A 13,038-nucleotide genomic window follows, 5' to 3' on the forward strand; every position below is an offset into this window, starting at 1 on the left:
GAGGCCTGGTTTTATAAATAAGAACGGTAAAAAGAAGTTGGACTAAGCATCCAACTTCTTTTTTTGCCAACTCATTGTCATTCCCAATAAATCAATCAAGATAAACAAGCTAAATCCAATGCCACTTAACACCAAGATACCACCATACATCATGGGATAATCCATCCGCGTCCAGGCATCCATAATAAAATAGCCCATACCGTACTTCGTCCCATAATTTTCTGTGAAAAATAAAACGGAAATAGCCGTTCCCAAAGAGATGCGACTAGTGCTTAAGACTGCAGAAAAACTGGCCGGTAAGGTAATGGCTTTAAATCTCTGCCAAGAACTGGCTTGCATGCACTGATAGATGTCATACAGATGCTCTGGAATAGCTTGGACAGCATCTCGAACAGACAAGACAACTTGCGGAAAGACAATCAAACTAATTAAAATAATTTTAGACAGTTCCCCTAAACCAAACAACAACATAATCATCGGTAACAGCGCCAATTTAGGAATCGGATAGGTCAAATAAATAAGCGGATCTAAGAGATTATTCCACAGCTTGGAACGTCCCATTAATACACCTAATCCAGAACCAATCACTAAAGCGACTCCCATGCCAATAAAAATCCGACGCAAGCTTACCATAATATGCCAACCTAACTGCGCCTTGACTAAAGTACCAAAGGACTGATAAACAACAACAGGACTTGGTAAAATTGCCTTATTAACTCCTAAGCTAGCAAGCAGCCAAATCAGATGAACAACAACTAAGGCTAACAAACTACCACAGATGCGTTTGAACAAAGGGCTCATTGACTTGCCAACTCCTTTCGCAAAGCTTGCACTGCCTGATAAAACCCAGGAGCTTCACGCCGCCTTGTTAAATCAGCCTCAAATCCTAGTGGATTATCAACCACCTTGACTATTTTGCCTGGCTGACCTGACATTAGCATAATCTTGTGCCCTAACAATAAGGCTTCCTCAATGTCGTGGGTAATAAAAAGGGTGGTTTTCGGGTGTTGTTGCCATGTTTCACAAAATAATACCTGAGCTTTTTCGCGGGTAAAGGCGTCCAGCGCAGAGAATGGCTCATCCATTAAAAGAAAATCGCCTTTAATACCAAAGGCCCGTGTAATCGATACCCGTTGTTGCTGGCCTCCGCTCATCTGATTCGGGTAGGTGTTTTTTAATTCGCTTATTTCCATGGCTGAAAACAAGGCCCCGAGCTCTGCTAGTGTATCTGCCGAAAGTTTCTTTTTCTTTTGGCTTATTTTCACAGCACTAGTCACGGCTTGCCACCCTGTCTGCCATGGTAAGAGACCATAGTTTTGCGGAACTAAGCCGATTAAGTGGTGGTTTGCCTTATAAGGCTGGCCCCCCAATTCAATTTTCCCCGCTGTTACTGACTGTAAGCCAGCCACCACTCGTAACAAAGTGGACTTCCCTGTTCCCGATGGCCCAATGATCGTATAAATCGTCTCAGCTGCTAGTGTGACGTTTAACTTCTCCAGTATCACTTGCTCCCCGACAGCAACACTGACTTCCTTAAACCTTAAAGAACTAGTCAAAATAGACATGACTGATGACATCTTCCACTTTTAACTCTTTTTTTAAGAGGCCTTCTTTTCTAGCCCAATTAAAGGCTGATTCTATGTCAGTCACTTTAACTTGCTCAAGTTTGCCATAATCGGGAATCTCAATTTGACCTTTTAAGGTTTCGGGGAAACCTACCTCTTCAATAAAGAGATTGATGTAGTCCGACTTATCGGCTGTTTCAATATAGGTTGCCGCCTGGTTATAAGCATCAAACATCCCGCGAATCGCTTTGCTTTCCTTGTCGATGAAGCTTGCAGTAAAAGCAATTGCAAAGGGATTGATGCCGATATCCCTTGTGGATTGGACCACCGTCATTTGGTTAGCCTTGGCCATCGTTACGAAAGGTTCAGGTAACACAGCCCCTGCTACTCGTTTATTCGTTAGCAGTTCCAACCGAGCAGGAACTTGAGGCACTTCATTCACCACAATATCATCCCGCCTTAAGCCCGCTTCTCTCAGCATCATATCCACTGCATAAGCGGTACCTGTTCGAGTAGAAAAGGCCACTTCTTTGCCTTTTAACTGGGCAACCGTCTTTGCTTCCTCGTTTGTGACTAAATCAAATTGATCATAAGGAGCGGCCACGACTTTAACATCTAGACCACCCTGACGGTAAATAGCCATCGCCACCAAATCCGTAATGACACCATCCAACTTTCCTGCTTGTAAAGCCGCGTCACGGTCATTAGCACTCTTAAAGACTTCCAGATCAATCTTCACGCCATGCTCCTTGGCATACCCTTCTTTTTGAGCAATAATAAATGGCATATTATCTGTTGAAGGCATTACCCCCAAACGAATCGTATGCTCTTCTTGAGTCTCTGCCTTTTCCTGCTTCTCTTCTGGCGCACAGCCACCTAAGACAAGTGCTACTGCCATTATGGCAATCACACCACTTAACCATTTCCTCACGTTTTAACCCCTCTTTCATCATTAGTAACTGCCGCCAAAAATGGCAGCCCACTTTTCTTCCATCACTGATATTACCTATTCAATCATTATTCCTTCCATAGGACGAGGTCGTCGCCGTTTTCCCCGGTCAATTAACAAATAAAGTTGCATCATCAAAAATAGCTCATTGCTCTTCTGATAGGATAAGTAACGGGGTTCCCAATCAGTAGCAAACTCTGCTTTAAAACTGCGAACGTCTTGAAAACTGATCACCGACGAACTGTAAGTGTAAAAGGCATTGACGATTCGTTCTTTCATAAAAGAAGTTTCCGCATCTCCCACATTGGCCAAAGGCGCTAAGCCCACATCGAAGAACTCACCACCTTTTGACTGGTAAGCATCAATCCCATGAGTCACCATAAACGCCCCTAATTCTGATGGGGCTGACGGTTTAACCCGCAACAAATCATAGCCCATTTCCTTGGAACCATTAATCGGCTTAAGGGAAATAAATCCCACTGCCTCTCGCTGCTTGTAAGCTACCCCAACAGGTGCCTGATTCAGGTATTCCCGCTTAAAACGGCCATTGGAAAAGTAACGTTCGCCATTGTCTTTCACCCAATTATCAGATATTTTTTCTAATTCCACAAAAAGTTCATTGGAAAGAGGTGGCTCATACCATTGAAAATGATAGCCTAAGCTTTCCAGTCGTTTTGTTTCTGTTCGATTAGTTGAGATGGTTTGTCTCTCATCTGCCGAACGCAATCGCAGTTTTCCTTCTTCCCCTAACTTCATAAAATCAAAACCTAAGTCATGAAGCAGAAGGGCATAATCATCAGTCACCCCATAAAAGACAAGTTGGTAGCCTAAGCCATCGGCATAACGAATAAACCCCTTGGTTCCCTCTTTAAAATAAGCGGAATCGCCTACTGGGTTTCCCAAAACAAACAATTTACTGCCTTGAAGCTCAAAAGTAAACATAACTTTATCCCAATGATCTTCTCGGAAATAATAATTACGCTTATCTTTTAAAAATAATAAATGACTATACGTTGTTCCGCCGTAACGTTCCAACAACCAGTTAATACGACTTTCATCAAAATACAAGCCGGCTCGATCCGATGAACCAAGATAATGGTATAGCAGAAAAATCGTGATGGCTGCCAGAATTAAACCAGCGAAACCCTGAACCCAAACAGCCTCCGAAGGAAATAATAAAAAGTTAGCTGGAATCTCACCGTGTTCTAAACGGTTTGTGGAATAAAAACCCACTACCGAATACAACATAAATAGCGCCCCATATAGAATCCCATCAAAGGTCAACGATTCCCAGGAAAAAACCAACTGCTTACGGTAAAACTCCTTGCGAGACCAATAGATACAGACAATCAGAAATGCATAAAAAATGATTAAACTCCATGAAACCGTACGAGCCACTGTGTTCACAATACAAAAAGCTAAAACAATAATGGTTGGTAAATAAGCTTTTTTGACTCGATTCGCCACGCCGCGAGCCAAACCAATTAATAAAAAACCAATCATCATATTTAAAGTCTGATCTAAAAAATTAAAAGAAAAAGGCAATAATTTGCTAAATACTTGACTCAAATTGGATAAGTTGGGCACAGTTGATAATAACGCCATGGTAATTCCCGCAAAATAGACCATGCAAACCAAAATAAAATGAGCCGTTTTTTGTGCAAATACTTTTGGTAAATCATCAAAAAACTGATTGATTTTCGCACTGGTTTGATGCATAAAGGAAAATAAACCAGTTAAAAATGGCACAATATAATAAAATATTCGATAATATAGCAGCCAAGCGACGGCCATTTCCTGCGGTAAACCTACTTGACCCAAGCCAACAATCATCAAAACATCAAAGGTCCCCATTCCACCTGGAACCATGGAAATCATGCCGATGAATGTGGCAGCTACAAAGAGAGGATAGACTTGCCACACACCCACCGAGACATCTAGCAGTTGCCCAATGACCAGAAACGTTCCGAGTGCCCCAGCCCATTGTCCAAAGGAACCCAGAAAGAGCTTTAACACACGGTTTAAGGGAAAATCTGCAAAGAGCCGCTGACGACGCAAACGGGTGAACCAAAAGAGCCCAGGGGCGTATAAACTTCCTCCTAGTAGCCAGATCCAGTAACTCCTGTATGGATTGCCTGTTCGAATGAAAAAGACATCAATAAAGGTCACGGCACAAAGCAAGGATAGGCCTGATAACATAAAAATCGCTACTTTTGAAACAGTGGTTACTACTTTTTTAGTTTCCACTTCCTGACCATAAAAACGGGCCCTTAAGGTTGCGCCGATGACGCCACCAAAACCAGCTAAATTATTTAAGGTATTAGTGGTCCAAGCTGAGGTCAAGAGGGTTTTCCGAGACAAACGTGGTTTGCCATTTTCTTCTAAAATTTCCACAGTGACCCAATCGTAAACCAGCATTGGCAAAACAGCCGTTAGGCCAATGGCTGTCATTGACAGTAAAGTTCCCTTGCGCTGAGAAGATAAAACAGCCTTCAAGTCTTCCCAGGTCATTCCTTGTAAAATCGACGTCATCTGATTCACAACAAAAAGCAATACAGAAAAGAGAAAAATCACCTTTAGCCAATTGCTATGTTTGCGAATCCAACTGCCGATGGTTCGTAATGTTTCTTTCATCGTCTCACTCCAGTTTATTCCGTTATCCTAGCCTCTAATTAACAGGCTGGTGCACTTACAGGTTTCTATTGAGTCAACCACGTAACTACTTTTTCAGAATGTCTATAATCACTCTATAGTTTACCACAATATGAGACAAACACGGGAAAACATCTTGCTCATCGACGGAATTATTTGCACTCTGTCGGTGATACGAGTAAGATTAGATGTATCATTGACGAAAGAAGTGATTTTCATGAAATTAGGATTTATTGGCGCTGGCAATATGGCCACCGCCATCATTAAAGGCTTACTGACCAAAAAGTTTCTGTTGGCCTCTGACATTTATATAACGACTTCCAGTATCGAACATACCGAAGCTGTTTCTAGATCATTGGGAATTCAAGGAGCTGATTCAAATGCCGACTTAATCAAGACAGTTGATATAGTCGTTATTGCCGTTAAACCACATATTGCTCCCATCATCTTAAATGAGCAACGAGAACTCTTAAAGATACAAAATCCAGTGTTGGTATCCATTGCATCAGGCTTAACCTTAGACAATTTAGCTGAGTTAACTTCACCTGAACAAAAAATCGTTAAAGTAATGCCAAATATGAATGTGACCATTGGCCAAAGTGTTTCTGCTATTTGTGGCAACCAATTAGCGACTCAAGAGGAGATTACCATGGTGACTGATCTGTTTAATGTAGTGGGCACTACTTATCAAATTGCCGAAAAAGACTTTCGAAACTTTACAGCTTTGGCTGGTTGTTCTCCCGCTTTTACTTACCTTTACATTGACGCTATGTCACGTGCTGGTGTCAAAAATGGATTGCCAAAGAACATGGCGACTAAAATTGCAGCAGAAACTGTTAAGGGTAGCGCCCAAATGGTCTTGGATTCTGATGACACCCCTTGGGATCTGATCGATAAAGTCTGTTCTCCTGGCGGCACGACCATTGCCGGACTGGTTGCCCTAGAAGAGGATCATTTTATGGCAACAGTGATTAAAGGATTGGAAGCCACTATTAAACGTGATCAAGAACTAGAAAATGCGTAATAAGAGAAAGTCCCCTTTCTCTTATTTCTTTTATAAATAAGATTCGTTTTCTGAGAAAGACTGTTACAACAATGATGCAAGAGATACTTGCTACCATTTTCACGATAAATTTAGTAAAGTTAATTCAGGCGATAGAAGACTATCGACGATTCAATGAGGAGAGAGACATGACCATAGGTGAAAAATTACAAGCACGGCGAAAAGAACTAAATTTAACTCAAGAGGCAGCGGCTCAGCAACTCCATGTCTCGCGACAAGCAATCTCCAATTGGGAGACCGGTAAAAACTATCCCGATCTTGAAACCATTATTGCCATTAGTGATGTCTACACTGTTTCTTTGGATACCTTACTGAAGGGAGATACATTAATCGTGAAAGAAATCAACAAAACCATCTATACCAGTTTTATTAAAAAAGGGATCCTCTTTCTGGGGCTATTAAGTAGCGTGATTTGCCTAGTAGTAAACCTTGCCATTGATCAGCGCTTAACATGGTCTTTTATTCCACTCATCAGCATCGGCTGCATCAATCTGATTTGGTTAACCTTTGAGCGAGCGACGAATCAACGACTGATTAAGGCATGGCTCTGTCTCAGTCTGTTAACGCTACCTTATCTCTGGTTACTGGAAAGAATTTTAGTTAACAGCCAATATATTGGCAGCCAGGGATTCTTTAAACTGGCTGCCCCCATTAGTCTTATCTGGTTAGCTTTGCTTTGGTTGTCAGTCATTATCCAGCTTAAGAGGAAGTGGCACTGGAGCTATTCCGTCGCCTTGTTTTGTTTGACAGCCATCGGTGGTGGTTATCTGATGAACATCGTACTGAATCAAACAGGCAATCACCTAACGACTATGATCAACACCATTACATTAGGAAGCCTGTCCTTATTCTTCTTTTATTTGGGAAATGTTAGTCAGTCTCGTCGATCTAAGTAACAGAAACATTTACTTGTTCAAGGAAACTTCCTTGGGCAAGTTTTTTTATCCATAAAAACAAAATTGTCTTTATAAATTTTTTTTACCTGTGCCCCACTTTGATTTTCTGCTTGGATAAAGCTGATTCTAGCAATCTTTCTAGTAGCTATTCCCAATAATTCAATAAGTCGTCTGATGACTATTTTCTCTGAAATACAGTTCAACACTTTGAAATTTCCAAGTAAATCAGCGACAATGGTCATGCGCTACCTCGTCGTATAATGGACGTCTCACTAGCGACTGCCATAGTTAATTTCACCTGAAGTATATAAGTCATTGTTTTGACCCGGTTGCGCTAATAGAACTGGGAATTTAATTCTAAAGGAGTCCCAACTGTGATTCAATTTGAACAGGTAACGAAAACCTATGACCTAGGTAACCCTCAGAAAAAAGCCTTATCAGCAATCTCACTAGAAATTACTGCCAAGGAATGTTTCGGGATTGTCGGTCCCAGTGGCTCCGGCAAGTCAACTCTTTTGCGCTTAATCAATCAATTGGAGACACCAGATACTGGCCATTTAATGTTAGACGATGAAGATGTCTCTCGTTTATCTGCAAAAGAGCAACGACTTAAGCGTCAATCGATTGGCATGATTTTTCAGCAGTTTAATTTACTCAATAATAAGACAGTCTACGACAATGTGGCATTGCCTTTGAAACTACAAGGGAAGATCAAACAAAAGCGTGTAATGGAGATCATGGACTTTGTTAATATTGATAACTTGGCCAATCAATACCCTCAGCAATTAAGCGGTGGCCAAAAACAACGAGTTGCGATTGCCAGGGCCTTATCTTTCGACCCTCGGATTTTACTTTGTGATGAACCAACCTCAGCCCTTGATGAACAACATACTGAAGAAATTATTAAGTTGCTAAAGGAAGTTCATCAACATTTCCACACTACGATGGTCATTGTGAGTCATGAGTTTTCTGTCATTCGTCATTTATGTACCCGAGCCGCGATTTTAGAAGAAGGCCAGTTATTAGACGTGATTCCTGTGTCTCCTACTGAACCAACTGTCTTTGATAGCTACTACCACCGAGCACTGGAGAGTTTAAACTGATGACCCTTTATTTAGAACGACTCACTTATTACCAGCCAGAAATGACGAAGGCCCTTTGGGAAACAGGTTATATGCTAACTGTTTCCACCTTAGCTGCCATCCTGTTGGGTTTACCTTTAGGAACCTATCTTTTTTTAACAGGCAAGCAAGGCGTGTTGGCCAATCCCTTCCTTTCGATGATTTTCAATAGCTATGTTAATATCGTTCGTTCCTTTCCCTTTTTATTGTTTGTGATTGCTTTAATCCCTTTGACACGCTTTTTACTCGGTTCCTCTTTTGGGACCTATGCCGCAACCTTGCCTTTAAGTTTAGTCGCCATTGCCATTTATGCTCGCTTAGTGGAACAGGTCTTACTCGATGTGCCAAATGAAACCATCGAATTAGCCCATTCACTTGGCGCGACAAGCAAACAGTTAATTTGGAACTTTTTATATGTCGAGGCCCGTTCGGGATTGATTCTTAGTCTGACCTCCTTAATGATTAGTATGGTTTCCTATTCAACAGTCATGGGCGTGATTGGCGGCGGTGGTATCGGCGATTTTGCTATTCGTTACGGGTATCAGCGTTATGAGTACGACATTATGTACACCACTATTATTATCATGATTACCGTTGTGATGTTAATTCAGTTACTCGGCAGCAAATTTGCAAAAAAAATAGATAAACGAAAGAAATAGGAGAGTCTACCCATGAAAAAGAAGTTAGTTTTGTTAAGCCTTATTAGTGCCCTAATCCTTTTAGTCGTCGCCTGTACACCAAAAGAGAAAGAAAAAGCCACAAAAAAAACCGTTAAAATTGCGGCTCATTTGCCAACTATGGTCGATATTATTAAGATTGCCACCCCTGTCATGGAAAAAGAGGGTTATAACCTTGAATTGGTCCAAGTGAACGATAATATTCAATACAACGAATTGCTAAACAATAAAGAGGTTGATGCCAATTTTGCCCAGCATCAACCTTTTATGGAAAAATTTAACGAGGAACGACAGGCGAATTTAGTTGCCGTTCAGAAGATTTACGATGCCAAAGTGGGGTTTTATGCGAAGGAGGCTCAAACCATTGAAGAGATTCCTGATGGTTCTAAAGTCGCTCTCCCTAGTGATGTGTCGAATGAAGGCCGTGCTTTGGCAATCTTAGCCGATGCCGGGCTGATTACCTTAAAAGAAGGAGTCGGATTCGCAGGCACCCTCAAAGATATCGAAAAAAATCCGAAAAATTTTCAATGGTTATCGGTTGATTTATTAAACCTATCAGAAACTTATGACGAAGCCGGGGTCAGTTTGGTTTACAACTACCCAGCCTATATCTCCAAAATTGGCTTAACACCAGCTGATGCCTTAATTTTAGAGAAAAAAATAGACCAGCGCTTCGCCATTAATCTGGTAGCTCGGGAAGACAACCAAGATTCAGCAGAAATCAACGCCTTAAAAAAAGCGATGACCAGTCCTGAAGTCAAAGCCTATTTGGAAAAAGAACACGGTGATACCACGGTTCCTGCTTTCTAAGACAAAAAAAGTTACAAGCAACTGCTTGTAACTTTTTTTGTCTTAGAATTATAAACCAGGTTCACGACCTAATTTAGCTGTCAACATCCAGATTTGTTTTTCAACAATTCCTTTAAAGTTAATAAACATGTCTTCCGTCACGTTATCCCCTTCTTCACCGGCAGCCTCAATACCTTCTGCGTAAAGCGCTGAAAGATAACGATAGCCATCGACTAAACGCTCCATGCGTTCAGAAATCGTTTTGTCGTAAGAACCAGGCTCATCACTTAATTTTGTCTGTTCTGCAAACTCACTTAATGTTGAATAGGGAGCACCACCAATTGTGATTAAACGTTCTGCAACTTCATCTAACTGATCATTAATCCCATCCATAAAAGTATCCATTTGTGGGTGTAATGTTAGAAAATCATTACCGCGCATATACCAGTGTGTTTGATGAATAATCACTGAAAACTGACTTAAATCTGCCACCAATTGATTTAATACTTCTTTGGTTTTTGCACCTGCAACTTTTGCTTCTTTCGTATAACTCATACTAATAGTTCCTCCTTTTGTTGAAAAGATTCAACCAATTATTTGTACCTTACTTCTTTATGTTAAATCTTTCTCAAACAAATAGCAACTCTTGTGCATATAACTGAGACTATTTCTCATTTAGTTAGAATCTTTCTCAATCAGTGACGTTATTATTTCCGTTCGGCCTGCAATCCATCATGAATCTTCGTTAAATTCCATTCCATCATTTTATAATAACTATCGCCAACTTCACCCTTTTTAGCAAGAGAATCAGTGAATATTTTTTCATAAATTGGAATACCTGTTTCATTAGAAACACTTTCCATACTACGAGGATCAACGCTAGTTTCAATAAATAGACTCGGTACCTTAGTCTTATTGATTTTATCAATGATCTGGCTCATTTGATCCGGTGTCCCTTGACTTTCCGTATTGATTTCCCAAATATAGGCAGCCTCTAATCCATAAGCTTTAGAGAAGTACTTAAATGCCCCCTCACTAGTCACAAGTAAGGCCTTTTCCTTAGGAATTTCCTTAAATTCTTTTTTCCCTTTTGTATCCAATTCTTGTAGTGTTTCAATATACTCTTCTGCATTTTGTTTAAAGTAGGCCTCATTAGCAGAATCTTTCGCTGCCAGGGCTTTTTCAATATTCCTTACATAAATAATCCCGTTTGAAATATCCAGCCAGGCATGGGGATCTTGTTCTGACTCTTTGCCATCACCAGTCAAAAACATAGGCTCAACACCTAGACTAGCTGCAAAAAAATCAACCTCTGCTTTTTTGTTGGAGGTCTCCATCAATTTGGCAAACCAGCCACTTCCCCCTGTTTCCAAGTTTAAACCATTGTAAAAAACTATGTCTGCTTCCGTTGATTTAGCAATATCCACTGGCAGTGGTTCGTATTCATGAGGATCCGTCCCCACTGGGACAATGCTGTGAACCTCTACTTTATCCCCTCCGACAATTTCAGCCATATCAGCCAAAATTGAATTAGTCGCAACGACTTGCAACTTATCTGACGATTTCCCATCTTCTTTATTTTGACCACAAGCTCCTAAAAAAATCAGAGCTAAAACACCGACGACTGTTAATTTAATTTTCTTCATGGACAACCACCTCTTTCCGATTAAATACAATCCCTTGTTTAGGAGAAAAAACAAAGGCTAAAATAAAGAATATCGCAGCTGTTAAGACAATCGCTGCTCCTGATGCGACGTTAAAACTATAGCTGAAGAATAGTCCAATAACTGAGCTAACTGTGCTTAAACTCGCTGATATGACAATCATACGGGACAATTTATTAGTCAAAAGAAAGGCTGTTGCCGCTGGTGTCACTAATAGTGCCACCACTAGGACAGTACCAATCGTTTGCAAGGCAGTCACCGCTACCAGAGTCAATCCAAACATTAAACCATAGTGAATCAAATTAACATTTAAGCCATACGCTTGTGCCATAGTTGGATCAAAGGAACTAACCAGTAACTCTTTAAAAAATAATAGGACGAAAACAAAGACAACGACTGCTACAATTGCAGTAATCATAATATCACTTTGTCTAACAGCCAATACATTACCAAATAAGATATGATAAAGATCCGTTGAGCTCTTAGCAAAGGAAATCAAAATAATCCCTAGGGCAAAAAACGAGCTAAAGACAATTCCGATGGCAGTGTCGCTTTTTAATTTACTTTTTTGTGTCACAAAACCGATTAAGAGTGCTGCCATAATGCCAAAAACCGACGCTCCGATGATAAAATTGGCTCCCACCATATAAGAAATTGCCACTCCTGGTAAAACCGCATGAGAAATCGCATCTCCCATTAAAGACATCCCCCTAAGAACGATAAAACTACCAATCACACCAGAGATTAAGCCCACAATAATACAGGTGATTAAGGCATTTTGTAAAAACTCATACTTAATTAAGCCCTCAATAAAATTTCCAATCATTAGTCCGTCACTCCTTTAATGATAATCTCGCCCATTGTATTCCCATAGGCCTGTTGAATAGTTGCTGTTGTAAATGTATTCTCAACTGGCCCATAACTAACCAGTTGTTTATTCATTATAATTAATTCATCAAAATAGTCCGTCACCTTATGTAAATCATGATGCACAATCACAATCATCTTCCCCACAGATTTCAATTCTTTTAATAAATCAATAATCACCTTTTCACTGGTCATATCAATCCCGACAAAAGGCTCATCCAAAAAGATAATTGCCGCATCTTGAGCCAGGGCTCGAGCAATAAATACCCGTTGCAATTGCCCTCCTGAAAGTTCACCAATTTGACGCTTGCGAAATTCAGCCATCTTGACTAGCTTCAAGCAATCTAAAACTTTTTCTTTATCGGCCTTTTTAGGGCGTCTCAATATTCCCAGTTTGGGATACGTGCCTAAAAGGACAACTTCTTCCACTGTTATGGGAAAGGTCAAATCAATCGCACTGCGTTGCTCAACATAAGCAATGTGTTTTCTTGCCTCTCTGATATTCACACTACCAACAGATGTACTCCCCGACACAGGCTTAACTAAGCCTATCATCCCTTTCAACAAGGTTGACTTACCCGCACCGTTAGGACCAATAATCCCGGTAATTGCTCCGGGTTTTATTTCTAAGGTCACGTTTTCAATGGCTTTTTTCCCCTGGTAAGAGACACTTAAATCGTTAACAGTTATATTTTTACCACTGAATTCATGATCAGTGGCGACTAAATTAATTTGTTCGTATGCTTCCATTATCATTACCTCCTGATTTTTAGGTACACCTAAACTTAATATAAG

Annotated in this window: 14 protein-coding genes; 5 read left to right on the forward strand and 9 right to left on the reverse strand. The window is 40.5% G+C overall.

The window, feature by feature from the left end; all coding sequences use genetic code 11:
• Positions 1-42: 42 nt before the first annotated feature.
• From RWN13_RS06345 to mprF, 4 genes are all read right to left on the reverse strand, one after another.
• The gene (locus RWN13_RS06345; RefSeq protein ID WP_314061616.1) at positions 43-801 is read right to left on the reverse strand and encodes an ABC transporter permease; all 759 of its coding nucleotides are present in this window, start codon (positions 799-801) and stop codon (positions 43-45) included.
• Entirely contained in the window at positions 798-1,565 is a 768-nt protein-coding gene (locus RWN13_RS06350; protein ID WP_314061617.1) for an ABC transporter ATP-binding protein, read from the reverse strand. Before RWN13_RS06350 ends, RWN13_RS06345 begins: the two co-directional genes overlap by 4 nt.
• Entirely contained in the window at positions 1,549-2,496 is a 948-nt protein-coding gene (locus tag RWN13_RS06355) for a MetQ/NlpA family ABC transporter substrate-binding protein (RefSeq protein WP_314061619.1), read from the reverse strand. The genes RWN13_RS06350 and RWN13_RS06355 overlap by 17 nt, the downstream gene beginning before the upstream one ends.
• A gap of 75 nt (positions 2,497-2,571) precedes the next feature.
• Complete coding sequence (gene mprF, locus RWN13_RS06360; RefSeq protein WP_314061620.1) at positions 2,572-5,148, reverse strand: bifunctional lysylphosphatidylglycerol flippase/synthetase MprF; 2,577 nt, start codon at positions 5,146-5,148, stop codon at positions 2,572-2,574.
• Positions 5,149-5,383: 235 nt separating this feature from the next.
• Between mprF and proC the strand changes: the two genes are divergently transcribed.
• Positions 5,384-6,190, forward strand: a complete 807-nt coding sequence (gene proC / locus RWN13_RS06365) for a pyrroline-5-carboxylate reductase (RefSeq protein WP_314061621.1) — start codon at positions 5,384-5,386, stop codon at positions 6,188-6,190.
• 167 nt (positions 6,191-6,357) lie between these two features.
• Positions 6,358-7,125 carry a helix-turn-helix transcriptional regulator gene (locus RWN13_RS06370; protein WP_314061622.1) on the forward strand — a complete coding sequence of 256 codons (768 nt, stop codon included), beginning with the start codon at positions 6,358-6,360 and terminating at the stop codon, positions 7,123-7,125.
• A 17-nt stretch (positions 7,126-7,142) separates the two neighbouring features.
• Here RWN13_RS06370 and RWN13_RS06375 read toward each other — a convergent pair whose 3' ends face one another.
• Positions 7,143-7,367, reverse strand: coding sequence for a hypothetical protein (locus RWN13_RS06375; RefSeq protein WP_314061623.1), 225 nt, complete (start codon positions 7,365-7,367; stop codon positions 7,143-7,145).
• A 132-nt stretch (positions 7,368-7,499) separates the two neighbouring features.
• On the opposite strand from RWN13_RS06375, the gene RWN13_RS06380 reads away from it, so the two are divergent.
• From RWN13_RS06380 to RWN13_RS06390, 3 genes are read left to right on the forward strand one after another with little or no spacing between them, the layout of a single operon-like run.
• The gene (locus RWN13_RS06380; RefSeq protein ID WP_314061624.1) at positions 7,500-8,228 is read left to right on the forward strand and encodes an ATP-binding cassette domain-containing protein; all 729 of its coding nucleotides are present in this window, start codon (positions 7,500-7,502) and stop codon (positions 8,226-8,228) included.
• Positions 8,228-8,905, forward strand: a complete 678-nt coding sequence (locus tag RWN13_RS06385; RefSeq protein ID WP_314061625.1) for a methionine ABC transporter permease — start codon at positions 8,228-8,230, stop codon at positions 8,903-8,905. The genes RWN13_RS06380 and RWN13_RS06385 overlap by 1 nt, the downstream gene beginning before the upstream one ends.
• A 12-nt stretch (positions 8,906-8,917) precedes the next feature.
• Entirely contained in the window at positions 8,918-9,733 is an 816-nt protein-coding gene (locus RWN13_RS06390; RefSeq protein ID WP_314061626.1) for a MetQ/NlpA family ABC transporter substrate-binding protein, read from the forward strand.
• 48 nt (positions 9,734-9,781) lie between these two features.
• Here the strand turns inward: RWN13_RS06390 and RWN13_RS06395 are convergent, their stop codons facing one another.
• From RWN13_RS06395 to RWN13_RS06410, 4 genes are all read right to left on the reverse strand, one after another.
• Entirely contained in the window at positions 9,782-10,267 is a 486-nt protein-coding gene (locus RWN13_RS06395) for a Dps family protein (RefSeq protein WP_314061627.1), read from the reverse strand.
• A 152-nt stretch (positions 10,268-10,419) separates the two neighbouring features.
• A complete protein-coding gene (locus RWN13_RS06400) occupies positions 10,420-11,358 on the reverse strand; it encodes a metal ABC transporter substrate-binding protein (protein ID WP_314061628.1) in 939 nt (312 codons plus the stop codon).
• Entirely contained in the window at positions 11,345-12,202 is an 858-nt protein-coding gene (locus RWN13_RS06405) for a metal ABC transporter permease (protein ID WP_314061629.1), read from the reverse strand. Before RWN13_RS06405 ends, RWN13_RS06400 begins: the two co-directional genes overlap by 14 nt.
• Complete coding sequence (locus tag RWN13_RS06410) at positions 12,202-12,993, reverse strand: metal ABC transporter ATP-binding protein (RefSeq protein WP_314061630.1); 792 nt, start codon at positions 12,991-12,993, stop codon at positions 12,202-12,204. Before RWN13_RS06410 ends, RWN13_RS06405 begins: the two co-directional genes overlap by 1 nt.
• Between the last annotated feature and the right edge of the window lie 45 nt (positions 12,994-13,038).

The sequence above is a fragment of the uncultured Vagococcus sp. genome (genome assembly GCF_963518325.1).
Taxonomy (GTDB): Bacteria; Bacillota; Bacilli; order Lactobacillales; family Vagococcaceae; genus Vagococcus_D.

Coding starts and splice junctions, on each gene's coding strand:
- RWN13_RS06405 (WP_314061629.1), bottom strand. CDS start 12,202: ATGATTGGAAATTTTATTGAGGGCTTAATTAAGTATGAGTTTTTACAA.
- mprF (WP_314061620.1), bottom strand. CDS start 5,148: ATGAAAGAAACATTACGAACCATCGGCAGTTGGATTCGCAAACATAGC.
- RWN13_RS06370 (WP_314061622.1), top strand. CDS start 6,358: ATGACCATAGGTGAAAAATTACAAGCACGGCGAAAAGAACTAAATTTA.
- proC (WP_314061621.1), top strand. CDS start 5,384: ATGAAATTAGGATTTATTGGCGCTGGCAATATGGCCACCGCCATCATT.
- RWN13_RS06400 (WP_314061628.1), bottom strand. CDS start 11,358: ATGAAGAAAATTAAATTAACAGTCGTCGGTGTTTTAGCTCTGATTTTT.
- RWN13_RS06410 (WP_314061630.1), bottom strand. CDS start 12,993: ATGGAAGCATACGAACAAATTAATTTAGTCGCCACTGATCATGAATTC.
- RWN13_RS06385 (WP_314061625.1), top strand. CDS start 8,228: ATGACCCTTTATTTAGAACGACTCACTTATTACCAGCCAGAAATGACG.
- RWN13_RS06390 (WP_314061626.1), top strand. CDS start 8,918: ATGAAAAAGAAGTTAGTTTTGTTAAGCCTTATTAGTGCCCTAATCCTT.
- RWN13_RS06395 (WP_314061627.1), bottom strand. CDS start 10,267: ATGAGTTATACGAAAGAAGCAAAAGTTGCAGGTGCAAAAACCAAAGAA.
- RWN13_RS06345 (WP_314061616.1), bottom strand. CDS start 801: ATGAGCCCTTTGTTCAAACGCATCTGTGGTAGTTTGTTAGCCTTAGTT.
- RWN13_RS06375 (WP_314061623.1), bottom strand. CDS start 7,367: ATGACCATTGTCGCTGATTTACTTGGAAATTTCAAAGTGTTGAACTGT.
- RWN13_RS06350 (WP_314061617.1), bottom strand. CDS start 1,565: ATGTCTATTTTGACTAGTTCTTTAAGGTTTAAGGAAGTCAGTGTTGCT.